Annotated in this window: 26 protein-coding genes; 17 read left to right on the forward strand and 9 right to left on the reverse strand. The window is 66.3% G+C overall.

The features are described 5' to 3' along the window. Positions 1 to 6 precede the first annotated feature (6 nt). Entirely contained in the window at positions 7 to 978 is a 972-nt protein-coding gene (locus tag J0I42_RS03265; RefSeq protein WP_291652777.1) for a hypothetical protein, read from the reverse strand. A 265-nt stretch (positions 979 to 1,243) separates the two neighbouring features. Here J0I42_RS03265 and J0I42_RS03270 point away from each other — a divergent pair, with 265 nt between their 5' ends. The 3 genes from J0I42_RS03270 (at position 1,244) to J0I42_RS03280 (ending at position 4,911) form a co-directional block, all read left to right on the forward strand. Beyond that, positions 1,244 to 2,494, forward strand: a complete 1,251-nt coding sequence (locus J0I42_RS03270) for an NAD(P)/FAD-dependent oxidoreductase (RefSeq protein ID WP_291652779.1) — start codon at positions 1,244 to 1,246, stop codon at positions 2,492 to 2,494. Positions 2,495 to 2,765: 271 nt separating this feature from the next. Beyond that, positions 2,766 to 3,905, forward strand: coding sequence for a dipeptidase (locus J0I42_RS03275; protein WP_291652782.1), 1,140 nt, complete (start codon positions 2,766 to 2,768; stop codon positions 3,903 to 3,905). 181 nt (positions 3,906 to 4,086) lie between these two features. Next, a complete protein-coding gene (locus J0I42_RS03280; RefSeq protein WP_291652783.1) occupies positions 4,087 to 4,911 on the forward strand; it encodes an RNA methyltransferase in 825 nt (274 codons plus the stop codon). Positions 4,912 to 4,967: 56 nt separating this feature from the next. On the opposite strand, the gene J0I42_RS03285 is transcribed toward J0I42_RS03280, so the two are convergent. Then, a complete protein-coding gene (locus tag J0I42_RS03285) occupies positions 4,968 to 7,238 on the reverse strand; it encodes a TonB-dependent hemoglobin/transferrin/lactoferrin family receptor (RefSeq protein ID WP_291652785.1) in 2,271 nt (756 codons plus the stop codon). 303 nt (positions 7,239 to 7,541) lie between these two features. On the opposite strand from J0I42_RS03285, the gene J0I42_RS03290 reads away from it, so the two are divergent. Further along, positions 7,542 to 8,876, forward strand: a complete 1,335-nt coding sequence (locus J0I42_RS03290; protein ID WP_291652787.1) for a flavin monoamine oxidase family protein — start codon at positions 7,542 to 7,544, stop codon at positions 8,874 to 8,876. Between the two features lie 6 nt (positions 8,877 to 8,882). Here the strand turns inward: J0I42_RS03290 and J0I42_RS03295 are convergent, their stop codons facing one another. Continuing rightward, entirely contained in the window at positions 8,883 to 9,821 is a 939-nt protein-coding gene (locus J0I42_RS03295) for a bifunctional helix-turn-helix transcriptional regulator/GNAT family N-acetyltransferase (RefSeq protein WP_291652789.1), read from the reverse strand. 135 nt (positions 9,822 to 9,956) lie between these two features. Between J0I42_RS03295 and murI the strand changes: the two genes are divergently transcribed. From murI to J0I42_RS03315, 4 genes are all read left to right on the forward strand, one after another. Beyond that, a complete protein-coding gene (gene murI, locus J0I42_RS03300; RefSeq protein WP_291652791.1) occupies positions 9,957 to 10,823 on the forward strand; it encodes a glutamate racemase in 867 nt (288 codons plus the stop codon). 63 nt (positions 10,824 to 10,886) lie between these two features. Beyond that, on the forward strand, positions 10,887 to 11,123 hold the full coding sequence (locus J0I42_RS03305) for a hypothetical protein (protein ID WP_291652793.1): 237 nt from the start codon (positions 10,887 to 10,889) through the stop codon (positions 11,121 to 11,123). Between the two features lie 203 nt (positions 11,124 to 11,326). Further along, positions 11,327 to 11,944, forward strand: a complete 618-nt coding sequence (gene rpsD / locus J0I42_RS03310) for a 30S ribosomal protein S4 (protein WP_047576477.1) — start codon at positions 11,327 to 11,329, stop codon at positions 11,942 to 11,944. Positions 11,945 to 11,989: 45 nt separating this feature from the next. Continuing rightward, positions 11,990 to 12,361 carry a hypothetical protein gene (locus J0I42_RS03315; RefSeq protein ID WP_291652798.1) on the forward strand — a complete coding sequence of 124 codons (372 nt, stop codon included), beginning with the start codon at positions 11,990 to 11,992 and terminating at the stop codon, positions 12,359 to 12,361. Positions 12,362 to 12,420: 59 nt separating this feature from the next. Here J0I42_RS03315 and J0I42_RS03320 read toward each other — a convergent pair whose 3' ends face one another. Beyond that, on the reverse strand, positions 12,421 to 12,573 hold the full coding sequence (locus J0I42_RS03320; RefSeq protein WP_291652800.1) for a hypothetical protein: 153 nt from the start codon (positions 12,571 to 12,573) through the stop codon (positions 12,421 to 12,423). A 199-nt stretch (positions 12,574 to 12,772) separates the two neighbouring features. Between J0I42_RS03320 and J0I42_RS03325 the strand changes: the two genes are divergently transcribed. Further along, positions 12,773 to 13,015: a hypothetical protein gene (locus tag J0I42_RS03325; protein ID WP_291652802.1), complete on the forward strand. Its 243-nt coding sequence runs from the start codon at positions 12,773 to 12,775 to the stop codon at positions 13,013 to 13,015. Between the two features lie 83 nt (positions 13,016 to 13,098). Here the strand turns inward: J0I42_RS03325 and J0I42_RS03330 are convergent, their stop codons facing one another. Further along, complete coding sequence (locus J0I42_RS03330) at positions 13,099 to 13,734, reverse strand: Spy/CpxP family protein refolding chaperone (protein ID WP_291652804.1); 636 nt, start codon at positions 13,732 to 13,734, stop codon at positions 13,099 to 13,101. 174 nt (positions 13,735 to 13,908) lie between these two features. Here J0I42_RS03330 and J0I42_RS03335 point away from each other — a divergent pair, with 174 nt between their 5' ends. From J0I42_RS03335 to J0I42_RS03360, 6 genes are all read left to right on the forward strand, one after another. After that, positions 13,909 to 14,931: a P1 family peptidase gene (locus J0I42_RS03335; RefSeq protein ID WP_291652806.1), complete on the forward strand. Its 1,023-nt coding sequence runs from the start codon at positions 13,909 to 13,911 to the stop codon at positions 14,929 to 14,931. A 93-nt stretch (positions 14,932 to 15,024) separates the two neighbouring features. Then, a complete protein-coding gene (locus J0I42_RS03340; RefSeq protein WP_291652808.1) occupies positions 15,025 to 15,339 on the forward strand; it encodes a hypothetical protein in 315 nt (104 codons plus the stop codon). After that, complete coding sequence (locus J0I42_RS03345; protein ID WP_291652810.1) at positions 15,336 to 16,796, forward strand: methyl-accepting chemotaxis protein; 1,461 nt, start codon at positions 15,336 to 15,338, stop codon at positions 16,794 to 16,796. Before J0I42_RS03340 ends, J0I42_RS03345 begins: the two co-directional genes overlap by 4 nt. Positions 16,797 to 16,839: 43 nt before the next feature. After that, complete coding sequence (locus tag J0I42_RS03350) at positions 16,840 to 17,628, forward strand: ATP12 family chaperone protein (protein WP_291652812.1); 789 nt, start codon at positions 16,840 to 16,842, stop codon at positions 17,626 to 17,628. Positions 17,629 to 17,855: 227 nt separating this feature from the next. After that, positions 17,856 to 19,385 (forward strand): acyl-CoA carboxylase subunit beta, encoded by a 1,530-nt coding sequence (locus J0I42_RS03355; protein ID WP_291652814.1) that lies wholly within the window; start codon positions 17,856 to 17,858, stop codon positions 19,383 to 19,385. Positions 19,386 to 19,411: 26 nt separating this feature from the next. Further along, entirely contained in the window at positions 19,412 to 20,161 is a 750-nt protein-coding gene (locus J0I42_RS03360; protein ID WP_291652816.1) for an SGNH/GDSL hydrolase family protein, read from the forward strand. A 28-nt stretch (positions 20,162 to 20,189) separates the two neighbouring features. Here J0I42_RS03360 and J0I42_RS03365 read toward each other — a convergent pair whose 3' ends face one another. Genes J0I42_RS03365 through J0I42_RS03380 form a run of 4 tightly spaced genes read right to left on the reverse strand, consistent with a single transcriptional unit; the run spans position 20,190 to position 23,870 of the window. After that, positions 20,190 to 21,332: an ABC transporter permease gene (locus J0I42_RS03365; protein WP_291652818.1), complete on the reverse strand. Its 1,143-nt coding sequence runs from the start codon at positions 21,330 to 21,332 to the stop codon at positions 20,190 to 20,192. Further along, on the reverse strand, positions 21,329 to 22,249 hold the full coding sequence (locus J0I42_RS03370; protein WP_291653147.1) for an ABC transporter ATP-binding protein: 921 nt from the start codon (positions 22,247 to 22,249) through the stop codon (positions 21,329 to 21,331). The genes J0I42_RS03365 and J0I42_RS03370 overlap by 4 nt, the downstream gene beginning before the upstream one ends. Positions 22,250 to 22,251: 2 nt before the next feature. Continuing rightward, positions 22,252 to 23,211, reverse strand: coding sequence for an HlyD family secretion protein (locus J0I42_RS03375; RefSeq protein ID WP_291652819.1), 960 nt, complete (start codon positions 23,209 to 23,211; stop codon positions 22,252 to 22,254). Then, positions 23,208 to 23,870 carry a CerR family C-terminal domain-containing protein gene (locus J0I42_RS03380; RefSeq protein WP_291652820.1) on the reverse strand — a complete coding sequence of 221 codons (663 nt, stop codon included), beginning with the start codon at positions 23,868 to 23,870 and terminating at the stop codon, positions 23,208 to 23,210. Before J0I42_RS03380 ends, J0I42_RS03375 begins: the two co-directional genes overlap by 4 nt. A gap of 170 nt (positions 23,871 to 24,040) precedes the next feature. Here J0I42_RS03380 and J0I42_RS03385 point away from each other — a divergent pair, with 170 nt between their 5' ends. Together J0I42_RS03385 and J0I42_RS03390 are read left to right on the forward strand one after the other, a co-directional pair. Next, complete coding sequence (locus J0I42_RS03385) at positions 24,041 to 25,414, forward strand: MBOAT family O-acyltransferase (RefSeq protein ID WP_291652821.1); 1,374 nt, start codon at positions 24,041 to 24,043, stop codon at positions 25,412 to 25,414. Next, complete coding sequence (locus J0I42_RS03390; protein WP_291652822.1) at positions 25,389 to 26,411, forward strand: hypothetical protein; 1,023 nt, start codon at positions 25,389 to 25,391, stop codon at positions 26,409 to 26,411. Before J0I42_RS03385 ends, J0I42_RS03390 begins: the two co-directional genes overlap by 26 nt. Positions 26,412 to 26,502 lie beyond the last annotated feature (91 nt).

A 26,502-nucleotide genomic window follows, 5' to 3' on the forward strand; every position in this document is an offset into this window, starting at 1 on the left:
CCAGCGTCAATGCCCGTCAGCAGCCTCCCGGCGCCTGATCCGGGCCGCGACGCCCGCGAGCAGCCAGGGCAGCAGGTAGATCGGGAACTGCGCCAGCGCGAAATAGAGAAAGGTCGTCGGCGAGACGCCCGCTCCCAGGGCTGCGACCAGAAGACCCATGTTCCGCTGCCCGGTGCCATAGCCGATCATGAAGCGCTCGGAGGCCGGCAGCAGCCGCAGCACGAGCCAGCTCGACACCAAACCTGCCGCAGAGACGGCGAAGACGCATCCGAGCACGAACAGCACGAGCCTGGGATCGTCGAGCGCCGCTTTCGTCACGCCGTCCATCGCGGCAATGGCGAAGATGAAATACATCAGCACGCCGAAGCCATCGAGATTGGCCTTCATCGCCTTGACGCGCGCGAGACCGAGCCAGAGCCGGATCGCGATAGCGACAGCCATGCCGCCTCCGATGAAGATCAGGAGGCGCAGCGTCAGCACCCAGCGATCGAGCGGCACCGCCGCCCCCGCAAGCAGCTCGACCAGGATCGGCGCGACGATCGGGCTCGCGATCGTGGTCAGGATGACGCTCGCGATGATCAGCGAGGGCTCGAAGCCGTAGAGGATCGCCACCGCCGGCGAGGACATGATCGGCGGCGCAGCTCCCATCATCGCGAGCCCCAGCACAATGCCTGGATCGAGGTTCTCGCGCCCCACCAGCAGCAGCGCCGCGCCGATCAGCAGCACCGGACCGGCGATGAGCCAGAGGCAGCTTGCAGCGAGTTTGGCCGGACGCCGGAACAACCCGAGCGTCACGCTCATGTCGAGCCGCATGAACACGACGGTGGTGAAGCAGAAGATCGTGATCGGCAGCGCCGGCCGCGCCATCGCGGAGAATTGCGGCAGGGCCAGGCCGAGAAAGATCGAGAGCGCGAAGCCTTGGGTGCCATGGCGGCCGAGCCACGCGAGCGCGGCAGCGATTAAGGCGGCGGGATGCATCGGCTTTGGCTCTGGAATCGCTCTCGAAACGAAGGCAGACTGGCTGAAGCTAGGCGCAGCGTCACCTGCCAGCGACGCAGGCCGATCCTGCGCCGGCATAAAATTGCGCCCTGCATCATCGAAACCTGCCCCACGCCATCGTTCTCAGAGAACCGGCGCACAAACTGCGAAAGATTACGCCGTTCCGCGCAAAATCCGGTCGCGACGCTGACAACCACGCGCAAACCGGTATCCTTGCGGGAAAAGGGGTTGTCAGGAGCAGGCCATGAAGGTGGATACGATCGTTCTCGGCGCCGGTATCGTCGGCATTTCGGTCGCGCTTCATCTCCAGAAGGCCGGACGTGCCACCCTGCTGGTCGACCGGCGCGCGCCGGGCGAGGAAACCAGCTACGGCAATGCCGGCCTGATCCAGCGCGAGGGCGTCTACCCCTACGGCTTCCCGCATGATTTCGGCGCGCTCATCCGCTACGCGATGAATAACACCATCGACGCCTCCTATCATTGGAGCGCGATCCCGAAGCTCGCCCCGTTCCTGTTCTCCTACTGGATGCATTCGCGCGCTTCCCAGCACGAGGTGATCGCGCATAAATACGCCAAGCTGATCGAGCATTGCGTCACCGAGCATGACGCGCTCGCACAGGAAGCGGGCGCCACCAACCTGCTGCGCCGCGACGGCTGGATGAAGGTGTTCCGCACCGAGAAGGAGCGCGAGACCCGCCTCGCCGAAGCCGCGCGCTGGAATCGCGAGTTCGGCCTGAACTACCGCACGCTCGACATGGCGACCCTCAAGGCCGAGGAGCCGCATCTCGACCATGTCAGCCTGATCGGCGGCCTGCACTGGACCGATCCGACGACCGTCGTCGATCCGCTCGGTCTGTCGAAGGCCTATGTCGCGCTGTTCGAGAAGCTCGGCGGCCAACTCGCCATCGGCGATGCGGGCACGCTCCAGCAGAGCGGCGCCGGCTGGACGGTCACTCTCGCCGACGGCACCAAGGCCGAGGCCAGGGACGTCGTCGTCGCGCTCGGCCCTTGGGCCGACGTGCTCAGCAACAAACTCGGCTACCGCCTGCCGCTCGCGGTCAAGCGCGGCTACCACATGCATTACAAGCCGCAGGGCAACGCCGTGCTCAACCATCCGGTGCTCGACACCGAGCGCGGCTATTTCCTCGCCCCGATGCAGCAGGGCATCCGCCTGACCACCGGTGCTGAATTCGCCGAACGCGACGCCCCGAAGACCCCGGTGCAGCTCGCTCGCGCCGAGCCGATCGCCAGACAGCTCTTTCCGCTCGGCGAGCGCCTCGATGCCGAACCCTGGCTCGGAGCCCGGCCCTGCACACCGGATATGATGCCGATCATCGGCCCCGCCCCGAAGCACAAGGGTCTGTGGTTCTCCTTCGGCCACGCCCATCACGGCCTGACGCTCGCTGCCGTCACCGGCCGCATGATCTCGGAAATGGTCACGGGCCAGAAGGTCTTCGTCGACCCGACGCCGTTCGCCCCGGCGCGGTTCGTCTGACCCGCCGCCATCGGGCACCCGCTGGAGAGCACCTGTCATCCCGTGTGCGCACAGCATGAAATGCTGCTGCGCTGACACGGGACCGCTCTCAGGAAAAGGTGCCTTCTCGTCTTGCGATCGCCCGGCTCCGCAGCGGTGCTTCGCGCCGCAGCGCGGTGCGGGATGACACCACGGTAGCGCGTGCGGGATGACAGACCTGCGCCCCGCCCCCTCGCCTCCCGGCTCGCAGCCTGCCACGATCCGGCTCCCGATTCCCGACCGAGATCTCGCCATGGCCCTCGCCAAACCGCCCGTCCAGGACAATGCCTACGCCGCCGCGCTCGCCCTGCTCGATCGCGTCCCGCTGATCGACGGTCATAACGACCTGCCCTATGTCATCCGCAAGGACGGCAAGGCGAAGGGCGATGTCGCGACCTACGGGCTCGACAAGGTCCATGCCGAGGGCGACACCGACATCCCGCGCATGCAGGCCGGCAAGATGGCGGCGCAGTTCTTCGCGGCCTATGTCCCGCCGAAGCAGCCCAACCCCGCCGGCTTCGCGCTTGCCCAGATCGCGCTGATGCGCGACATCCTCAAGCGCCACGCCAATGCCTTCCGCCCCGGCCTCTCCGCCGCCGATGTCGAGGCCGCCAAGGCCAAGGGGCGCATCGCCCTGTTCATGACCATCGAGAACGGCTCGGCGGTCGATGGCGAGATCGACTCGCTCGACGCCTATTACGACCTCGGCGTGCGCCTGATGACGCTCTGCCACAACGACACCACCGACTGGTGCGATTCCGCCACCGACGCCCCGCGCCACAATGGCCTCACCGGCTTCGGCAAGGACGTGCTGCGCCGGATGAACAAGCTCGGCATGGTCATCGACCTCGCCCATGTCTCGCCGAAGGTGATGCATGACGCGCTCGACGTTTCCGGCGCCCCGCTGGTCTGGTCGCATTCCAATGCCTTCACGCTCTGCGACCATCCGCGCAACGTCCCCGACGACGTGCTCGATCGCGTCGCCGGCAATGGCGGCATCGTGATGGCGACCTTCGTGCCTGATTTCATCAGCCAGGCCTCGCGCGACTGGCACCGCCCGGCCAAGGACCAGTACGGCAAGACGCCGGACGGCATCGACAGCGCCAAGGCAGAGGCCGAGATCACCGCCAAGTCCGGCCCGCGCCCGAAGGCGACGCTGCCGGAGTATTGCGACCATGTCGACTATCTCGCCAGGCGCATCGGCCACGACCATGTCGGCATCGGCTCGGACTTCTTCGGCTGGGTCAATCCGGACGGGCTCGAGGACACCACGACCTTTCCGTCGGTGATCGCGGAGCTGATCCGCCGCGGCTGGTCGGAGGAGAACCTGACGAAGCTCGCCGGCGGCAACATGCTGCGCGTGCTGCGTGCGGTGGAGAAGGCAGCGGGCTGATCGCCCCTTGCCGCGTCATGGTCGGGCTTGTCCCGACCAACCACGTCTTCGGCTTGTCGGGCGTGGGTTCGAGACGCAGATGCTCGCCACGGGGGCGAGCATGACGTATGAGCTTGCCCAGCGCGCCCGGCCCTCCCGAGCGCGAAGCAAGCCTCATCGCAAAGACAAGACCAGATTTCCCATGACCGGTTCCGGCACCGACCGCACCCGCCCGGCCGTCCAGGCCCCCGCCCCCATCGTCATCCTGGTCGAGCCGCAGCTCGCCGAGAATATCGGCATGTGCGCCCGCGCCATGGCGAATTTCGGCTTGTCCGAAATGCGCCTCGTCGCCCCGCGCGACGGCTGGCCCACCGGCGGCGGCCTCAAGAAGGGCGCGACCGCGGCCGCCTCCGGCGCGACGCATATCCTGGAGAACGCCCGGCTCTATGACAGCGCGGCCGAGGCGATCGCCGACCTCAACCATGTGCTCGCGACCACGGCCCGCGAGCGCGGCCAGATGAAGCGCGTGCTGACGCCGGCCGAGGCGATGCCGGAGCTCGCCAGCCGGATCGGCTCCGGCGAGCGCGTCGGCATCCTGTTCGGGCGCGAGCGCATCGGCCTCACCAATGAAGAGATCAGCCTCGCCGACGCGATCCTGACCTTCCCGGTCAATCCCGCCTTCGCCTCGCTGAACCTCGCCCAGGCCGTGCTGCTCAACGGGTATGAGTGGTTCAAGACGACGGGCGGCGAGCCGCCCTTCCGCGAGAGCAACCTCTCCCCGCCGGCCAAGCGCGAGATGATCCTGTCGATGTTCGACTATCTCGAGAGCGAGCTCGACCTCTGCGGCTTCTTCCCGGCCGGCAAGAAGCCGGTGATGACCGCGAACCTGCGCGACATCCTGCACCGGCTCGACATGACCGAGCAGGAGGCCCGCACGCTGCGTGGCGTCTTCAAGTCGCTGGTCGAAGGCCCGAAGAAGGAACGTCTCCTGGCGCGGCAGCAGACCCGCGAGCAGAGCGAAGAATAAAAAAAGCCGGCCCCGAAAGGCCGGCTCGTCTGGTCGGGGGGTCTCGAAACGCCCGGTCAGAACTGGTATTTCAAGGTCGCCTTCACGGTACGGCCCGGCTCGCTGTAATAGTCGCGAGACTGGGCCAGAACGCCTGTCGGCACCGTCACGGCATCCCAGTATTTCCGATCGAAAATGTTGTAGACGCCGACCTGCAGCTCAAGGTCCGCGATCTGCGGCATCGGCCTCCACCAGGCCATCGCGTTGAAGATCGCATAGCCCGGAGCCTGGAAGCCCTGCATCGAGCCGGTTGTCGCGACGCTTTTGCGGGCCCCGGCCAGTTTCGTCGACACCTCTCCGCCCCAGTTCTCGTTGCCGTAGGCGATCGCAAGGATGCCCTGCACCGGCGGGATCGAATTGAGACCGATGCCATCGAGCTTGTTCTTGCCGTCGGTATAGGCGAAGGATCCCCGCACCAGCCAGTTAGGCGCAAAAGCGTATTGCATGTTGGCCTCGACGCCGGAAATCTCGACGCGTGCCACATTCTGGTAACCCGAAATGCCGCCCTGCGGATACAGCCCGCCTGCCGGCGCGATCTGCACTGTCTCGATGAAGTTGCGGTAATTCGCGTGGAAATAGGTCACGGAGCCGCCAAACGCCTTGTCGCCGAAGCGGAAGCCGACATCGATGCCGTTGCTGGTTTCAGGCCGCAGGTCCGGGTTTCCGGCCCGCAGATAAGTGCCGACAGCACCGAACCTGGCATAGAGCTCGCTGGCGGTCGGAGCCCGGAAGCCCTTGGACCATTGCGCGAACAGGGTGACGTCCTTCAGATAGGGCGCGTTCTTGATGATGTCGTACTCCAGCCGCACGCGCGGCGACCAGGCATCATCGCTGGACGTGGCCGGCATCCCCGAGAAAGACGAGCTCCCGAGATAGGCCGCCGTCGCCTTCGGCTTTTCCTCATACCGGTCGAAGCGGATGCCCGGCGTCAGGCGCAGCGTATCGTCGAGGAAACCGAACTGGTGATGCGCATAGAACGCCATCATCTTGCCCTCGACGCGTGGCGTGTCGGACTGGTTGGTGTGCAGGTTGTTGCAGGCTGTGAACGCGCCCATATACGGACGGCGGCAATTGTCCAGTCCCGCCGAATACTGGTCTAGCGTCGATGCACGCAGTTCCGTTCCGAGCGTGAGCTTGTGCGAGACGGGGCCCGTGATGAAGCTCTTGATCAGGTGCCCGTTGAAGCCGAAGGATTTCTCCTCGACCTCGTTGTTGCGGCTGTAGGGCCCGATCACGCTCGTGTAGCGATAGGCATTGAGGATCGAGTTCCGCGTGACGCCCTGCCAGTAGAGATTGGCGTGCGCTTCATCGATGAAGCCGCCGGGCTGCTTGTAGTCATAGGTCAGCGAAACGCGCTTGCGCTCCACGTCTTCCTGGGTCTGGTGCGCGCCGGGGCGGTAGTTGCCGGTGAGCGAGACCGCATTGGTGCGTGTCTGGATCTTTTCGCCGCGCTTGAAGATCTCGCCGGTCAGCCCGAAGCGATGTGCCTCGTTCACGTATTGATGCAGCTTGGCCAGGAAGCTGTACTGATTGAACTCGGCCGGATTGGGCTCAGTGCGGGCCGCCCCGATTGCCGGATTCGTGCCGCGACTGTCGGTCTCGTGGCCCCTCCGGAAGCCGCCCTGCAACAGCAGCCAGGTATCGTGGAACCGGCCTGCCACCGCGCCGCTGCCGAACCAGGCCTTGTCGGTCGTATCGAACCCGGTCTTTGCGAGGCCACCGATCGTCTTACCCGAGCGGATCAGGTCCTCCGGGTCGAGAGTGCGCACCGCCAGCGCGCCGCCGAGCGAGCCCGAACCGAGCATGCTGCTGCCGCTGCCGCCGCGCAGGAGATCGAGTGTCGACAGCGCATCGAAGTCGAAGGCCGTGCCGATGCTGCGGTCGATGCGATTGTCCTGGATGAACGGCTGGCGGATGCCGTCGACCGTCGTCAGCACGCGCGCCCCGTCCAGGCCGCGGATGTTCACCGAGCCGTTGACCCGGTTGAAGGAGATGCCGGCCTCGAGCCGCCGTGACAGGTCCGCGACACTCTGGATCTGTTGGCGGTCGAGCTCCTCGCGCGTCGTGCGCGTCGTCGTCGGACCACCCAGCAGCGCTCCGCCAGGCTGGCCTTCGCCTTGCACATTGATCTGGTCGAGAACGACCGGCGCCTCGCTGGCAGCGGTCGCTGTCGGGGGCGGCGTCGTCCGCCGCCCCTGCTGCTGCGCCGCCGCGGAAGAACCCAGAAGCACCAGCATCAGGCTTCCGAGTGCCGCGCTGCCGCGCAACTGACCGGAAAGAGTCTCCATAGCCCCGAACCCCGTTCCCGCCGCCGGCCCGAGGGCTCGACGACAGTTTAAAATGAGTAAAAAGAGAAGCTTATACGTTCGTATAAAGCAAAATCACGAATATTGATCACATCAACTCATGTCAATTTCGAATACTGATCAACGATAACAATAGAATCCCTCCAAATAACAAATATTCTAATCTAGAAATACGCTGAGCAGAAAATCGCTACAAGATCGTCGCTCCCGATCTCGTGATCGGGTAACGCGCGGAACCGGCCGGGACGCCATTGCAATGCCGGCATCCGCGCACATTCTCCTGTCATGGACCCACGCCATCTTCAGTTCGACCGTCGCAGGCTGCTGACCGGAGGCGGCGCCCTGGCGGCGAGCTTCGCCATTGCCGGCCGGGCGGTGGCCGCCACGGATGCCGACGTCGTCGTGATCGGCGCAGGCGCCGCCGGCATCGCCGCTGCCCATGTTCTGCACGCGGCCGGACGACGCTCCGTCCTGCTCGAGGCGAGGGATCGCGTCGGCGGGCGCGCTTTCACCGATGCCTCGCTCGGCCCGGCCTATGATGCGGGCGCCATGTTCATCCACTGGGCCGAGCGTAACCCCTGGGTTCAGATCGCCCGCGACCTCGGCATCGCCACCCCCGCCGAATCCTGGGGCAGCGGCTTCAGGGTCTTCGCCGACGGCCAGCCAATGGCGGAGCCGGAGCGCCGCCGTCGCCGCAGTGCATTCGGCCAGATCGATCGCCGGCTTGAAGCGGTCGATCTGACCCGGCGCGACATGTCGATCGCCGAATTGCTGGGCGATCTCGGTCCGGAACTTGCGCCCGTGGCCGCCTCCGGCCTGCTGCTCTCGATCGGCGAGGAATCGAGCCGCATCTCGGCGCGCGACTATCAGCGCCTCTGGTCAGGAGACGATCTCATCGTGCCCTCAGGCTACGGCAATCTGGTCGGACGTTCGGCGGCCGGGCTCGATATCCGCCTGAATGAGCCAGCCGAGACGATCCGCTGGGACGGGCCGGGCGTGACCGTCACCACCCGCTCCGGGACATTGCGAGCCAATGCCTGCATCGTCACCGTGCCGGTCGGCGTGCTCAAGGCCGGCGCGATCCGCTTCATCCCGGAACTGCCCGCCGCGACGCGCGACGCGCTGGCCGGCCTGCATATGGGGGCGCTGACAAAGATCGCACTGAAGGTCGAGGGCGACCGCTTCGGCATCACGCCGGGCGCGAGCTTCCTCGAAGCGGCCGCACCCGAGCGCCTGATGAATCTCGACATGTTCCCGGGCGGCCAGGACATCGTCATCGGCTATTGCGGCGGCGACTATGCCCGGACGCTCTCCGAGGCGGGGACCGACGAGGCACGCGCCCATATCGTCGACCTGCTGGTGAAGATGGTCGGCTCCGATTTCCGCAAGGCAGTGAAGCAGGTCTCCTTCCCGGCCTGGTGGACCGATCCTTTCGCCCGCGGCTCCTATTCGATCTGCGACCCCGGCCACGAAGCGGCGCGCGACGCTCTCGCCCAGCCGATCGGCAACCGGATTTTCATCGCCGGAGAGGCCACGGCGGGCGGTGGCGCGATGACGGTCGGCGGCGCGACGCTCGCCGGGCGCACCGCAGCGGCCACCGTTGCTCGCCTGAAGGCCTGACAGGCGTCAGGTCGTGCTCGGCCGCAGCACCAGTTCCCAGTTCTGCCCGACGAGATCCTGGCCGAAGGAGCGGTGCTTTTCCTCGGCCACCAGCCGAAAACCCTCGCCGACATAGATGCCGCGCGCCGCATGCAGAATATCGTTGGTCCACAGCACCATGCGTTCATAGCCGGCATTCCGGGCGAAGCCGATCGCCTCGCGGACGAGGCATTTGCCCAGCCCCATTCCATGCGCCCGCTTCTCGACCAGAACGAGCCTGAGCTTGGCGGTCGCTCCATCCTCCTGCATCACGAAGGCGGAGCCGACCGGCTGACCACCGAGCTCGGCGATAAAGCAGCGTTCGCGGCCCGGCCTGAACTCCCGGAGGAATTTGGCGGCGATCTCCGCGACGAGCGCCTCGAAGGTCCCGTCCCAGCCGTAATCCTCGGCATAGAGCCGGCCATGGGCGCCGATCACCCAACCCATGTCGCCGGCGCGGTGCTCGCGGATAAGCGGGGCCGGACGCTCGTACGCCTCTCCCGAAAGAAGCCGCTCGGTATCGGCGAGCGCATCGACGAGACGAGCCTGCTCGAACGGCGTAAGACGCTGCAAGATCGCTCCTGCCTGCCTGCTGGAAGCGTCATCGAGCGGCTGAAAAGCCGCCTGGCCCTTCGTCGTCAGGTGCAGGCGCCAGGCCCGCCCGTCAGCCGTCGAACGGCTCCGTCCGAGCCAGCCCTCCCCCGCGAAGCGCTTCAGGATACGGGAGAGATAGGCCGGATCGAGATCCAGTGCCTTGGCCATCTCCGCCGCCTGCCAGTCGTCCCGCTGCGCCAGTTCGTAGAGCACGCGCGCCTCTGTAAGCGCGAGGCCCGAGCCGTGCAGCCCACCTCCGAGCGCCCCGACCCAGCGCGTGTGAAAGCGATTGAAGCGGCGGATCGCGGCGATGGCGGCATCGGTGGTTTCCATGACTCACCTCCGTCATCAGGCCAGGCGATTTAATGGACAAAGTCAACTAAATTCGAGACAGCAGCGGAACCCATCGTTGACCGTCCCTTAACCGGTCTCTGGCGGAGTCACGCTTTGGAATTCCGCGGCACAGTCATGCAAGTCGATCTCCTCGCCGGCACGGGCCACCGCCCCATCGCAATCCCCAGGCCCCGGCCGACAATTCTCGTCTTCGATTCCGGTCTCGGCGGCCTCACCGTGCTCGGGCGCACGACCCAGGCCTGCCCGGGCGCCGATATCGTCTATGCCGCCGACGATGCCGGTTTTCCCTATGGCCGCCTGAGCGAGGACGAGCTCGTCACCCGCGTCCTCGTCGTGATGGAGCGCCTGATGACGCGCTTCCATCCCGATCTCGCGGTCATCGCCTGCAATACGGCCTCGACACTGGTGCTGCCGGCGCTCAGGGCGCGCTTCGCCATTCCCTTCATCGGCACCGTACCCGCCATCAAGCCGGCTGCGGCAGCGACCCGCAGCGGCATGATTTCGGTTCTCGCCACACCCGGCACCGTGGCACGCGACTACACCCGCGAGTTGATCGAGACCTATGCGGCCAGCCACAGCGTCACGCTCGTCGGCGCGACGCGGCTCGCCAGCCTCGCCGAGCAGGCGCTGAAGGGAGAGGCGGTCGACGACACCGTTCTCGCCGCCGAGATCGCCCCCTGTTTCGTCGAGGCCAGCGGCCGTCGCACCGACGTCGTCACCTTGTCCTGCACGCATTATCCCTTGCTGCTGGAGCGGATGAAGCGAATCGCGCCCTGGCCGGTGGAATGGATCGACCCGGCTCCTGCAATCGCGCGGCGCGTTACCGATCTTCTGTCCGGCGCCCGTGAGCCCGATCTTGCGTGCCCGGAAGCCACGGCAGTCTTCACCAATGGCTCCGGCCTCACCGGCCCATTGCGGATAGCGCTCGCCGGTTACGGCCTGGCACAGATCGTCGTCGAGCCCATGCCCTTGGCAAACTGAGGAACCTGCCCTTTCCCCCGCGCGTTCCTGCGATGGCTCGTCATCGCGGAGGAATGCGAGATCATGAGAAAATTGCTATTGCTGTGGGCGCTTGCCGCCGGCCTCGCCTTCGGTGGCGCGGGAACGAGCACGGAAGCGCAGGCGAAACCGCATGGCTGGCACAAGGGCCATGGGCATCACGGCTTCTATCGTCACGGCCCACGCCGGCATTACGGCTGGAATCGCGGCAATCATTATGGCTGGTACAAGCACCGTCCACGCCGCCATCATTATGATCGACCCTATGGCTACTGGCGCTGATTGCGGCTTTTCGTCTTCCCGGAATTGACTCGAAGCCGGCTTTCCGCCATACGCCCTCTCGTCGCGCGGCTCCTCACGGGGCCGCGTGGCTTTTTCCGCACCCGTGATCCGCTCTTCTTCGGAAGCTGGATCTGTCGCCCCGGCCAATGCCGGGGAGCAGGAGGGCGCGGTCCTCAACTCGCGAACCTGAGAGGACACGCGACATGTCGAAGCGCCATGAGGCGAAGTACAAGATTGACCGCCGCCTCGGTCAGAACATCTGGGGCCGTCCGAAGTCCCCGGTCAACCGTCGTGAATACGGCCCCGGCCAGCACGGCCAGCGCCGCAAGGGCAAGCCGTCCGACTTCGGCACGCAGCTCCGCGCCAAGCAGAAGCTGAAGGGCTATTACGGCTCGATCTCCGAGAAGCAGTTCCGCCGCTACTACGCCGAGGCGATCCGCCTGAAGGGCGACTCGGGCGAGAACCTGATCGGCCTGCTCGAGCGTCGTCTGGACGCGGTGATCTACCGCGCCAAGTTCGTCCCGACCGTCTTCGCCGCCCGCCAGTTCGTCAACCACGGCCACATCACCGTGAACGGCAAGCGCGTCAACATCGCCTCCTATCAGGTCAAGCCGGGCGACGTGATCGCGGTCAAGGAGAGCTCGCGCCAGCTCGCCATCGTCATCGAGTCGGCCGCCCTCGCCGAGCGCGACGTGCCGGATTACATTGATGCCGACCACGGCAAGTCCACGGCCACCTACACCCGCACGCCGACCCTGTCGGACGTGCCCTACGCGGTGCAGATGGAGCCGAACCTGGTCATCGAGTTCTACTCGCGCTGATCGGCGGCAACGCCCTCGCCTTCCGGGGCGGAGAGAGTTCAGGGGATGGCCTTCGGGCCGTCCCCTTTTTCGTTCCGGGTCCTGTCGGGTTTGCCGGCATGGTGGGCCGCCGATCGCGGCCGGGAGAATGGCATGAGGCTTTTGAAAGCGACGGTCGGCGCAGGGGCGACAGTCGCATGCCTGCTCGTGATGGCCGTCGGATGGAACCTCGTGCTGTCGTCAGCGGCCTCGGCCGAAGTCCGCTTCGGGCGCAATGTCCGCGTCGGCGGACACGACTTTTCGAACCGGAGTTTCAACCGCAAGCGGCGTGCAGAGATTCATCTGTATGATCGCACTCCGGCACGCTCGGGCTGCGTCTGGCGCTCGGATGGCCGTCGCGGCGAGGTGAAGGTCTGTCACCTGCGGCGGATCAGATAGGCTTCACCGCACAGCGCGGTGAAAAGCGTCGGCGGGGATGAAGCTCGCCGCGCGGCCGCTCAGAGATGCGAGCCAACCTCGTTGCGAAAGAAGTAGCAGCCCACCCCGATGCAGCCGATCAGGATCGACAGTGCATAGGGCCCGAACAGGCAGACGATGAAAACGGAGCCGATGAAAGCCCGCATCGCCCAAGCTGACCATGTCTGCTTCATGGCTAACCTCTCGCATCACAATCACTGACAAAGCGTAAACGGCCATCCGTGAATCCAAGCTGAATGGATATGGTAAATCACAGAATTCCTTTTAAATTCCGCGTGTTAGGGTTTTTGGCGAAAGCAGGGCAATAGCGCTTTTAGCCATTTCCCCCTGCTGTGCCGTAGGGTAGCTTCACCTGCCCGAGAGGAGATTCGCATGAAACGACTTTTGCTGACGGCCCTCGCGATAGGCTGCATGGCTGGCGCGGCGCAGGCGCAGAGCTGCAACTTGCAGGCAACCGAAAAGAAGCTGGCCGGCGCGGCGAAGACGAGCTTCCTGACCAAGTGCGAAAAGGACGCCGGCGCCGCTTGCGACAAGCAGGCTGCCGACAGGAAGCTGGCGGGCGCCGCCAAGAGCAGCTTCACCAAGAAATGCGTTTCGGACGCGGTCGGCGGCTGACGGCGAGCCGGATATGAAAAGCCGCGCCCGGAACCGGGCGCGGCTCTTTTCGATCACGTGTCTGGAACGGCCCGCAGTCGGGCTCAGTCGTCGTTGTGGTCGTCGCGATCCTGCCAGCGCATGCGTCCGCGGTCATTGCGATCGCCACGTTCCCAGCGATCGCCGCGGTCTTGGTCATGCCAGCCACCCCGCCAGCCGCGCATCTCGCGGACCCGCTCCCGCCCTTCCGCCATCGCTTCACGCACTGAACGGCGCAGAACCGTCTTCTGCTCGTCGCTGAGCGTGGTCCAGAGCGGGCGTACGGCATCGGCCAGTTCCTTGGAGCGCGCCGCACGCTCGCCCTGCCGGGTGGCAGTGGCGTCGAGCCGCTCCATCAGGTCGGCGTGGCGCAACGCTTCGCGTCGCTCACGCATCGCGGTCCAGCGATCTCCGCGCTCGGCGCTGCGCTGCTTGATCAGCCCTTCGACCTTGTCGAACAGCGCGGTCTGCTCCGGCTTGAGCTTGAGGTCGGTGCGCACCTTCGAAAGGCGCTCTTCGAGCCGTGCCTTGGCACGCTCGGCACGGCGCTCGCGCCAGTCGTCGCGGCGCTGCTCGCGGCTCTCGGTGCGTTCCTGTTTCTGGTCGCCGCCTGCGGGCGGAACCGGCTGCGGCTGCGCCAGAGCGAAGCTGCCGGCGAGCATGGCGATCGACGATGCGGCGATGAGGGCAATGGGTTTCACGGGCAATCTCCTTGGAGCAGTCCAGTCGAAGCGTCGCGCAGCGGGTCTCGAAGCCGATTGGCGATAGCATGAACCTGATCCCGCGGGCCTGACCCGGCAATGGCCAGCGGATGAAAAGATCGTAATGTAGCGACAACGCGTTCGGCGCGATTCGGTTCGCCATCGGATTCCCTCATGCAGAATTTGATCACCGATGTCCGCGGCCTGCTGGTCGGACAGGCGCAGGACGCGAGGGCGGCCACAGGCGTCACCGTGGCGGTCTTCGAACGACCGACCGTGGCCTCGGCCGCCGTGCTCGGCGGCGCACCTGGCACCCGCGATACCGCGCTGCTCATCCCGGAGATGACCGTCGAGCATGTCGATGCCATCGTGCTCTCCGGCGGCTCGGCCTGGGGGCTCGGCGCTGCCGACGGCGTCATGCGCTGGCTGGCACAGGAAGGGCGCGGCTTTCCCGTCGGCGCGTTCCGCGTGCCGATCGTTCCGCAGGCGATCCTGTTCGACCTCATGAACGGCGGCGAGAAACCCTGGGCGCGCGGCGAAGGCGAAACTCCCTATCCCCGACTGGGAGCCGAGGCTGCTTCAGCCGCTTCGGCCAATTTCGCGCTCGGCACGGCCGGCGCAGGCTTCGGCGCGACGACTGCCACTCTCAAGGGAGGAATCGGCTCGGCGAGCGCACGCGCCGCGACCGGGCAGGTCGTGGGCGCGCTCGTCGCGGTGAATGCGGTGGGCAGCGCCACGATCGGCGACGGCCCGCATTTCTGGTCGGCGCCCTATGAGCGCGAAGGGGAATTCGGCGGCCGGGGCTGGCCCGCGGCGATCACGTCCGACGACACCGCCCTGCGCTTCAAGGGGGGCACCGGGCAGAACACCACGATCGCGCTCGTTGCGACCGATGCCGTGCTGACAAAGCCCCAGGCCCGCCGTCTCGCGCTCGCCGCCCATGACGGCCTCGCCCGTGCCTTGCGTCCCATCCATGCCCCGCTCGACGGCGACATCGTCTTCGCCGCGGCAACCGGCTATAGCGGCGCGCCTTCGGATGCCTTCGCGATGACCGAACTCTGCGCCACCGCCGCCGACGTCCTGGCCCGCGCGGTGGCGCGCGGCGTCCATGCGGCGACCGCCCTGCCCTTCGACGGTGCGACGCCCGCCTGGCGGGACCGCTTCGGCACCGCGGCCGACGGTCACGGACGTGCCTGACGTTAGCGAAGCAGTTTACCAAGCATAAAGCCCGCGTCCTTAAACTGGCTGCCTAGGTTTCTGCCCGCAAGGACGGACAACCGGGGGAGTTACATGCGCGAGATCGGCTTCGGCCTGATCTGCGGCTTCGCGATGGCGGTAGCCGCGCTCCTGATCGCAGCCTGGCCTGTACCGGGACGGCCGATCGCCGCCTTTTTTCCCGCTGGAACCTCGTCAGCCGATATCGCGCAAGCCGTCGCCGGGGCGAGCGGCAGCCTCCTGCAGATCGATGCCGGTGCTGCCGTCGCTTTCACGACGGGCGAGCGCGACGGCTTCGTCTCGTCCCTTTACGGAGCGGGAGCCTGGCTCGTCATCGATGCCGCCTTTGCCAGGCTCTGCACCGGGAGCACTGCAGGGAGCAGTCGATGAACGCCACCGCACGCTTTCGCGAGCGCTTCTCCCGTCTTCTGATCGCGATCCTCTGGATCAATGCCGCGGTACTCGCCTTAGGGACGCCCACATCCTCGCCGCTGCATAGCCCCGCGATCGCGCTGGCAGGCATCGGCCTGGCCGCTCTCGGGACGATGGTCTGGCGCATCGACCGCATCGGCTGGTTGACGCGCCAGTTTTCCAGCATCGTGACCATGGGCCAGGTGATGTTGCTGGTCTATGCCTATGCCGGCCATCCCTACCAGTCCGACATGCACATGTACTTCTTCGCCATGCTGGCCGTGCTCGCCGGCTGGCTGGACTGGCGTATCTTTCTTCCGGCCGCCCTCGCGATCGTCATTCACCATCTCGCGTTCGGCCTGCTCATGCCGATCGGGGTGTTCTTCAACGGCAACCAGATCGATCGGGTGCTGCTGCATGGCCTGATCGTCGCCGTCCAATCGGTGGCACTGAGCTGGCTGGTCTGGGCACTGCATCAGTCGCTCGAAACATCGGAACGCGAGCGCCACGAGGCCGACGCAGCCCGCGCCGCCGCGGATGGAGCGCGGCGCGACCTGGCCAAAACCATGGAGAGGAGCGCGCTCGTCCGTCGCCAGGTGCTGCACACCGTCGCAGACGACTTCGAACGCGAGATCGCCGGCATCGCCCGCGACGTCATCGCGTCCGTGCGCTCCTTGCGCGTTGCGTCGCAGCAGATGAAAAGCGGAGCGCTCGAGGTTTGCGAACGCACCGGCGCGGCCTCGGAAGCCTCGCGCCAGACCTCCTCGAATGTCGTCGCCGCCACGCAGGAAACGACGGAACTGGCCCATTCCTTCGCCGAGGTCGATCGCCAGGTCGCGGAAACCACGCGGGTCGTCGGTGAAACGACGCGGCAGGCCCGCGCAGTGCTCGACACCGTCGGCGAATTGTCGCGCAAGGCCGGTCAGATCGGCGACATCACCGATGCGATCTCGACCATCGCCAAGCACACCAACCTGCTCGCGCTGAACGCCTCGATCGAGGCTGCCCGCCTCGGCCGCTCCGGCGGCGGCTTCACCATCGTCGCCCAGGAGATCAAGTCCCTCGCCAATCAGACCTGGCGCGCGACCGAGGAGATCCAGAGCCAGATCGGCGCGATCCGCGACTCCAGCACCGAGGCGATCGACGCGATCGACGCCATGAACACGACGGTCGGCTCGCTCAACCAGATTTCCGGCAATGTCGCGACCGTGGTCGAGCAGCAGAACGCCGCTACGGCAAATATCGCCCAGATCATCCGCCGCGCAGCCGACGAAACCGTTTTCGCGGCCGGCCATATCGATGTGGTCAGCCGCATCGCCTCGGAAACCGACGAGGCCGCGAGCCATGTCGCCGAATCCGCCGACAAGCTCTCGCGCCAGTCGGCCCTTCTCGATGCCGAGGTTGCCCAGTTCCTCGGCCGCATCCGCGCCGCCTGAACGGTGGTTTCCCTGCCGGCCGCGAATGCGCTATGGCGGGGCGATGTCCACCGACGATTTCCTCGCCCGTTTCGGCTCCCCCGGCGCCAGTCAGCCGGATCCGGTCGCCGCCGCCCAGCAGGCGATGCGCCCCCCCCTGCCCGCGCGCTTCTACAAGGAGACCGGCGTGCTGGAGCGCGACGGCCTCTTCCATGTCGCTCTCGACGGCAAGACCGCACGAACCCCGGCCCGCAAACCGCTCGCCGTCGGCTCCCGTCCCGTTGCCGAAGCGCTCGCCGCTGAATGGCAGGCGCAGGCCGAGCGGATCGACCCTGCCCAGATGCCGCTGACCCGGCTTGTCAATTCGGCTCTCGACGGCGTCGAGGACCAGCAGGAAGCCGTCCGCGCCGAGATCGTCCGCTATGCCGGTTCCGATGCGCTCTGCTACCGGGCTGGAGAACCCGAGGCCCTCGTCGAACGGCAGAACCGGGTCTGGCAGCCGATCCTCGGCGATATCGAAGCTCTGATCGGCGCCCGCTTCCTGCTGGCAGAGGGCGTGGTTTTCACCGAACAGCCGGAAGGAACGCTCGCCGCCGTGACCCGGCAGGTCGAGACCATACCGGCCCCGCTGGCGCTGGCCGGGGCCCATAACGTCATGACGCTGACCGGCTCGGCCATCCTGGCGCTGGCGCTGGCGAACGGGTTGATCGGCCCGGATGCGGCCTGGGATGCCGCCCATCTCGACGAGGATTACCAGATCGGCATCTGGGGCCAGGACGAGGAAGCGGCCGAGCGCCGCATCGTCCGCCGCCGCGAATTCGACGCCGCCGTGCTTTTGCTTCTGAAGGGTTAGGGCATTTGGGAGTGAAATAGTCCCGGTTGGCATGAAGAAAATGCGATACGGCAGCAGTCCGGGCAGTCGCTGTGATCGCGCTTCGACCGCCCCCGCCGGCAAGGCCCACTTTCCTGTCGCTCCGCATGATTGCGGTTCCGGCTTCCGCGAACGTCGTAATGGACTCGAAGCGCCTCGCCGCTTAAGCCGGCTCTGAGACGCGATTTTTCCGCCGGGAGCCTGCCGCCATGAAGGACATCCTCGAACAGCTCGAATCCCGGCGCGATGGCGCCCGCAAGGGCGGCGGCGAGCGCCGCATCGAGGCGCAGCACAAGCGCGGCAAGCTGACGGCGCGCGAGCGCATCGAGCTGTTGCTCGACAAGGACTCCTTCGAGGAGTTCGACATGTTCGTGCAGCACCGCGCCGTCGATTTCGGCATGGACAAGGCCGAGAAGATCCCCGGCGACGGCGTCGTCACCGGCTGGGGCACGGTCAACGGCCGCACCGTCTTCGTCTTCTCGAAAGACTTCACCGTCTTCGGCGGCTCGCTCTCCGAGACCCACGCCCAGAAGATCATCAAGATCCAGGACATGGCGCTGAAGATGCGCGCGCCGATCGTCGGCCTGTTCGATGCCGGCGGCGCCCGCATCCAGGAGGGTGTCGCGGCGCTCGGCGGCTATGGCGAGGTCTTCAAGCGCAACGTTCAGGCGTCCGGCGTCATCCCGCAAATCTCGGTGATCATGGGTCCCTGCGCCGGCGGCGATGTCTATTCGCCCGCGATGACCGACTTCATCTTCATGGTCCGCGACACCTCCTACATGTTCGTCACCGGCCCGGAGGTGGTGAAGACCGTCACCAACGAGACCGTGACCTCCGAGGAGCTCGGCGGCGCCAAGGTCCACACCTCCAAGTCATCCGTCGCCGACGGCTCCTTCGAGAACGATGTCGAGGCGCTGCTGCAGGTGCGCCGCCTGCTCGACTTCCTCCCGGCCAACAACACGGCAGGCGTGCCGGAATGGCCGTCCTTCGACGTGCCCGATCGCGTCGACATGAGCCTCGACACGCTCGTCCCCGACAATCCGAACAAGCCCTACGACATCAAGGAGCTGATCCTGAAGACGGTCGACGAGGGCGACTTCTTCGAGATCCAGGCGGCCTATGCCGGCAATATCGTCACCGGCTTCGGCCGCATCGAGGGCCGCACTGTCGGCATCGTCGCCAACCAGCCGATGGTGCTGGCCGGCGTGCTCGATTCCGACGCCTCGCGCAAGGCGGCGCGCTTCGTGCGCTATTGCGACGCATTCGAGATCCCGATCGTCTCGCTGGTCGACGTCCCCGGCTTCCTGCCCGGCACGGCGCAGGAATATGGCGGCCTGATCAAGCACGGCGCCAAGCTGCTCTTCGCCTATAGCGAATGCACGGTGCCGCTGGTCACGATCATCACGCGCAAGGCCTTCGGCGGAGCCTATGACGTGATGGCCTCCAAGCATATCGGCGCCGACGTGAACTATGCCTGGCCTACCGCGCAGATCGCGGTGATGGGCGCCAAGGGCGCGGTCGAGATCATCTTCCGCGGCGGCGATGCCGAGACCATCGCGCGCCAGACCAAGGAATACGAGGACCGCTTCATGTCTCCCTTCGTCGCGGCCGAGCGCGGCTATATCGACGAGGTGATCATGCCGCACTCGACCCGTCGCCGCATCGCCCGCGCGCTCGCCATGCTCAGGACCAAGAGCGTCGAGCGGCCCTGGCGCAAGCACGACAACATCCCTCTCTAAGGCGCACTCCCACCGCACCCCTGATCATGCAGCCAAACTCCACGCCCCGGGCAAGCTCGGGCCGTCTTCTTCGCCTGCGCCTCGGGCTCCTGCGGCCGAAAGGGCTCGCGCTTGCCGCGCTGCTCCTCGGCGGTTCGTTGTTCGCTGCCTGGCTCGTGCTCTCGGCTCCGCTGGAACGCGCGCGCTACGACCACCTGATCGGCCAGCGACAGCTCGAGGACCTGAACCGGAATCTAGCAGCCGCAAAGGCCGAAACCGTATTTTTCGGGGACTCGCACGCGGTTTTCATGTCGGAGAAGGATCCCTTCTGCGGGAAGGCCGTACTCAATGCGGGGGTCGGCGGCATCACCACCACCGGCTATCGCGCCTTCATGGAGAAGCTTGCGCTCCCTTCCAGGATACCCATGGGTATCCTCAGCATCGGCACCAACAGCGCGCGGCGCAAATTCGTACCGCGCAATGTCTCGCGATTTGGCGTCGAAGCGGAAGCCATCATCGCGAAATTGCTGAAGCGCACAGAGTTTCTGGTCGTATTTCCTCTCCCGCCCATCGCCGAAGACGTCATGCCGACCTTCGATCGCGCGGCCGTCGCCGGATTCTCCGACAAGCTGGCGGCCCTGTGTCATCTCCCGCATTGCGCCTTCATCGACCCGTATCAGGCCATCCGCTCGGATGATCCCCTCGTCGCGCGTGCGGGAACGATGGAGCCCGACGGCGTTCATCTCCTCAATTATGCGAGAGCCCGGAGGGCCGCGGAGGAAGCGATCTGCCGCTGAAGCAAGGCAGGCCAGCGCACGCGCAGCATCAATCCAGCGTGCTGCGGAACCGCATCAGCGCGAGGCCGGCGTAAACCGGCACAAACAGGCCGAGATAAAATACCTCGTCGCCGATATCGCTCAAACCCGCGCCCTTCAGCATGATCGCCCGGATGATCCGCAGGAAATGCGTCAGCGGGAACAATTCGCCCAGTGCCTGTGCCCAGCCCGGCATGCCGGCGAAGGGGAACATGAAGCCGGACAGCATCAGCGACGGCAGGAAGAAGAAGAAGGTGAGCTGCATCGCCTGGAGCTGCGTGCGCGCCACCGTCGAGATCGTATAGCCGAGCAGCACCAGCGCCAGCACGAAGATCAGCACGCAGGTCAGCAGCAGCCCGAGCCCGCCGAGGAACGGCACCGCGAAAAGCAGCTTCGCCGCCCCCAGCACGATCAGGACCTGCACGGCGCCGACGGCGAGATAGGGCAGCACCTTGCCGAGCATGATCTCGCCGGCCGTCGCCGGCATGGCGAGAAGGTTCTCCATGGTGCCGCGCTCGATCTCGCGCGTCAGCGCCATCGCGGTCATCATCACCATGGTCATCTGCAGGATGACGCCCAGCAGGCCCGGCACGATGTTGTACTGGGTGATGTTCTCCGGATTGTAGCGCCGGTGCACGACGAAGGAGAGGCTGTCGCCGCTGGCGCCGGCCGGGTCGGTGACGGGCTCACGCCCTTGCGCCCGCTGCAAGGCCCGGCTCGCGATGGTGCCGAGCGCCGAGACGGCTCCGCTCGCTGCCGCCGGATCGGTCGCATCGGCCTCGACCAGGATGCGCGGCTCGTCCGCCCGCTCGACGCGGGCGCCGAAGTCGCTGGGGATGGTGACGAGGAAGGAGATCTCGCCCTTCGCCATCAGGCTCTCGGCTTCGGCTGCGCTCTGCGGGCGCTCGCCGAAACGATAGTAGTTCGAGACCTCCAGCGCCGAAACCACGGCGCGGGTATAGCGATCCTGCCCGAGCGCCAGGATCGCCGCCGGCAGGCCGCGCGGATCGTTGTTGATGGCATAGCCGAAGAGCAGGAGCTGGATGATCGGCACCGCCAGCATCATCGCGAAGGTGATGCGATCGCGCCGCATCTGTACGAATTCCTTGGCTAGCATCGCGCCGAGCCGGCGGGTGGAGATCAAGCCGGTCATGCCGCCCGCTCCTGCGCGCGGGTCATGAACTTGATAAAGACATCCTCGAGGCTGGTCTCTCCCGGCTCGACCTTGATGCCGGCCTCGCTCCTCAAGGGCGCGAGCGCCGCTTCCAGCTTGCCGCGGTCGGTGCCGACGACATGCAGCGTCGCTCCGAAGGGCGCGACCTGCTCGACGCCATCGGCCGCCTCCAGCGCCCGGATCTGGGCCGGCTTCAACGCACCGTGGACGACGAAAGTCACGAGCCCGGAGCCCTTCACGACCTCCTCGACCGTCCCTGTCGCCAGCATGCGGCCATAAGCGATATAGCCGATGCGATGGCAGCGCTCGGCTTCGTCCATGTAGTGGGTCGAAACCAGCACGGTCAGCCCGTCGCCGGCGAGCCGGTGGATCTCGTCCCAGAACTCGCGCCGCGCCTTTGGGTCGACACCCGCCGTCGGCTCGTCGAGCAGCAGCAGCTTCGGCTGGTGCATGATGCAGGCGGCAAGCGCGAGCCGCTGCTTCCAGCCGCCCGAGAGCGTGCCGGCGAGCTGATCCTTGCGGGAGGTCAGGCCGAGCCCGTCCAGCGTCTTCGCGACAGCCTCATCGACTGGATCGAGCTCGTAGAGCCGCGCCACGAAAGTCAGGTTCTCGGCGATCGTCAGGTCTTCGTAGAAGGAGAAGCGCTGCGTCATGTAGCCGACCTGACGCTTGATCGCCGCGCTCTGCGTGCGGACATCGAGCCCGAGCACGGTGCCCTCCCCGGCATCGGGCTTGAGCAAACCGCAGATCATCCGGATCGTCGTGGTCTTGCCTGAGCCGTTGGGGCCGAGGAAGCCGACAATCTCGCCTGTCGCGACCGCGAGATCGACATCGTCGACCACCGTGCGCTTGCCGAAGCGCTTGGTCATGCCGCGGACATCGATGGCGAGCGGCACGCTCACCGCTGCCTCGGCAGCGTGACGTCGACGATCTGGCCGGGCTGCAAGGCCGATTGCGGGCCGCCGTCCGGCCGGGCCTCGACCAGATAGACCAGCTTCTGCCGCGTCTGCGCCGAATAGATCACCGGCGGCGTGAATTCGGGCTCCGGCGAAACATAGGTCACCGTCGCGGTCAGTCCGGGCGCACAGCCGTCGCAGCGGACATCGAGCTTCATGCCGGTGGTCACGCCGGAAATCCTGATCTCCGGCACATAAAGCATCAGCTTGGACGCGCCATCCGGCAGCATCAGCAGCACCGGCGCGCTCGGCCCGGCCAGTTCGCCGACCCGGCGCAGCACGTCGCTGATCCGCCCGGCCGAGGGCGCGAAGAGCTGGCGCTGCGATAGCCGCCAGCGCGCCTGCGCCAGAGCCGCCTTGGCCTGCTCGACCGCATTCTCGCTCGCCTTGATCTCGTCCGGCCGCGCCGGCAGACGTGCGACATCGAGATTGGCTGCATTCTGGCGGACGCTGGCGGCGGCGACATCGCGCGCCGTTTCCGCCTGGTCGAAATCGGCCTGGGTCGAGACGCCGCGCCGCAGCAGGTCCTGCCGACGATCGAGAGCCCGTTCGGCCTCGCGCTGCTGCGCCTTGGCCGAGGCCAGATTGGCCTCGATCACCGCGATCTCTTCCGGCCGCTTGCCGCTGCGCAGGTTGTCGAGCTGCGCCTGCGCCTGCACCAGCCGCGCCTCGCTCTCCCGGACTGCGTTCTCCGCATCCGTCGTTTCGAGCGCTGCGACGCCCTTCCCGGCCTCGACGCGCTCGCCCCGCCGGACATCGATGCGCTCGATCCGGGCCGTATCGATCGGCCCGAGCCGGACGTATTCGCCCTCGACATAGCCGGCGATCCGGATCGTATCACCGCCGCAGGCCGAGAAGCTCGCTGCGATCAGCCCGAAGGAACAGAGGAAGCCGAGGATCATGACCTGTTCTCCCGCATGCTGGCGATGCTCGCCCGGAGATTGGCGCGGATGACGTCGGCGATCGCCTCGCTCTGGGCTGGATCGATGACGCTCCAACCCATGCGCCGCATCACGGCCGGCCGGGCCAGTCGGAAATAGATGACCTGCCCGATCGTCGCGAAGACCGCGAGCTTGGTCTCCTGCGCCTCGGCCACCATCCCGGTCGCAATCGCCCAGAGCCTGCAGAGCTGGCCATGGACCGGATCGACCAGCCCCTCGTAGAGCGTCTCGAAGGCCGAGGTCGGTTCCATCATCTCGCGGGTGACGAAGCGGGCGATGATCTCGCTCTCCGGCGCCTGCGCGGCGAAGGCGGTGACCCGGCCGACGATGGCGAGCAGCAGCTCGACGGCCGCCTCCGGCGCGAGCCCGTCGAGCGGCGGCATTACGGCGGCGGCGCCGAAAACCCGCTGCTTCATCGTGGCGACGATGGCCTCGGCACAGGCCTGGCGCAAACCGTCCTTGCCGCCGAAATGATAAGCGATCCCGGCGCTGTTGACGCCCGCCGCTTGAGCGATCTCGCGGATCGAGCTCGCTTCGAAGCCGTGCCGCCCGAACAGGTCGAGCCCGGCCCGGATCAGCGCCTCGCGCGTACCGGCATCGCTATCGGGAATGGCTTTCATGCCCTCTCCATAGCATTCCCCACCATTTCAATCAATCGATTGATTGAAATGGTGGGATGAAAACTCATGTCACCGATGCGCCCGCCTCCCACGCGAACCGGCCGGCTGCGTCATGACTCGCAACCCATAATGGTCTAAGGCGGCAGCCATCCTTTGCTCAGCCTCGCCCGATGCTCTTCAACTCCTTCGTCTTCCTGCTCGCCTTCCTGCCGCTCGCGCTTGCGCTCCACTGGGGCGCGGAACGCTTTGCACCAGGCCTGCGGCTGCCGGTTCTGGTCGTGCTGTCCTTCGCCTTCTACGGCTATTGGGACTGGCGCTTCCTGCCGCTGCTGGCATTGTCGATCGGACTGAACTGGCTGATCGCCGAAGCCTTCCAGAAGACGAGATCGGGAGCGCTGATCACGCTCGCCATCGTCCTGAACCTCGCCGTCCTCGCGGTGTTCAAGTACTTCAACTTCTTCGCCGATCTCGCTGGAATGATTCCCGGATTACCGGCACCGAAGCTCGACATCGCGTTGCCGCTCGGCATCTCCTTCTTCACCTTCCACCACATCATGTATCTGACGGACCTCCGGCGCGGGCAGGCACCGCGCTACGATCTCGTCCGTTACGCGCTCTACATCGCCTTCTTTCCGCAGGTACTCGCCGGCCCGCTGGTGCGCTGGCGCGAGATCATGCACCAGCTCGATGAGCGCCCTTATCGGCGCCCCGATGCGGCCGAGCGGGTCGCACGCGGGCTGATGCTGCTGACCTTCGGCCTCGCCAAGAAGGTGCTGATCGGCGATCCACTGGCCGAGTATGCCAACCCGGTTTTCGCGGCGGCGGCCGCCGGCAAGGTCATCAGCATGGCGGAAGCCTGGCAGGCGACGCTCGCCTTTACCTTCCAGATCTATTTCGACTTCTCCGGCTATACCGACATGGCGCTGGGTCTCGCGCTGCTCTTCGGCGTCGTGCTGCCGCAGAATTTCGAGGCTCCCTATCGCTCGCTCTCGATCCAGGACTTCTGGCGGCGCTGGCACATGACGCTCTCGCGCTTCCTGCGCGACTATCTCTACATCCCGCTCGGCGGCTCGCGCAGCGGGCTGCCGACCCAGATCTGGGCCCTCTTCGCCACCATGGCGCTCGGCGGGCTGTGGCACGGTGCCGGCCTCACCTTCGTCGCCTGGGGCGTGGCTCATGGGCTGGCGCTGATCGTCGCCCTGTTCTGGCGCCGGGCCGACCTCCCCATGCCGGCGATGCTCGGCTGGTTCCTGACCTTCCTGTTCGTGGCGCTGTGCTGGGTCCTGTTCCGGGCTACGAATTTCCAGGCCGCGCTGGCGATCTACAAGGGGCTGTTCGGCCTCGGCCCGATCGGCTCCGGCTTCAAATGGCGCGCTTTGCTGCCGGCCGCCGCCTTCGCCATCATAGGCCCCACCGCCTGGAACCTCGTCCAGAAGCTGCCGCCGACCCGCTGGCTCGCGATCCTGTGCGGGCTCCTGTTCGTCATCATCCTGCTGAAGATCGGCGAAGACGCCAATTATGAGTTCATCTACTTCCAGTTCTGAGCAGGCCGCTCGGGCGGCGAAGTGGACGGGCTTCACCGGCTCCTTCCTGGGCGCGGCGGTGCTGATCGCAGCCGCCTTCCTCACGGCCGCCTTCCTGATCGACCCCTATGATTCCGGCCGCTCGCCGTTGAAGCTCAAGGAAGGCGTGCGCCCGCAAGGGCCGCGCACCGCGCTGGCGAGCCGCGGGCGCGATCCGAGCTTCACCGGCGCCATCTTCGGCAATTCGCATATTCAGTTGATCTCGCCGGAGGAATTGCGCGCGAAGACCGGCATCCCCTTCGTCTCGCTGATCGCGCCCGCAACCATGCCGAAGGAGACCTTCGCAACGATCGACTGGTTCCTGCGCCATCACCGACAGATGCCGCCGAAGGCGATCGTGGTCGGCGTCGACCCTTACTGGTGCACGGCGAACCCTGCCCTGCCGAACGAAAAACCCTTCCCGTTCTGGCTGCTGAGCCGCAGCCTGCCTGAATATATCGGCGGGCTGATGCGCTTCGATCTGCTGGAAGAACTGCCCCGTCGCATCGGCTATCTGATTTCGCGCAACTCCGAACGCGCCCGCCCCGACGGTTACTGGGATTATGAGGCGGGCTACAGCAGGCAGGGCGGCGGCATCAATCCGGAGATCTTGGCCCGGCTGGAAAAGCCGCGCGAATCCGGCGGCGGCAATGTCGATGGTCCCTTTCCTGCCGCGACCGGGCTGGAAGCCCTGATGAAATCAGCGCCGGCGGAAACGGCGCTGATTCTCCTGCGGCCGCCCGTTTACGCCACTGCCCTGCCGAAGGCCGGCAGCCGCGACGCTGCGGCCGATGCAGCCTGCCGCAAGGCTTTCGCCGATCTGGCCGCCCGGCGGCCCCGCACCGCACTGGTCGATTGGCGCGCCGACAGGCCCGAACTGCACGATCCCAGCCTGTTCTCCGACCATAGTCACTACCGCAATCCGCTTGCCCGACTGGTCGAGGCCGACATCGCCGAGGCCATCCGCAAGCTCGATTGACGCAAAAAGCGGGAAAAATCATCGAAAACTGACCCTGAAACCTGCCTTTTCACGAAGCCGTTGAAGCTGCGACGGAAGCGATTGTTCCGCT

The sequence above is a fragment of the Allobosea sp. genome, from assembly GCF_017308015.1.
Taxonomy (GTDB): Bacteria; Pseudomonadota; Alphaproteobacteria; order Rhizobiales; family Beijerinckiaceae; genus Allobosea.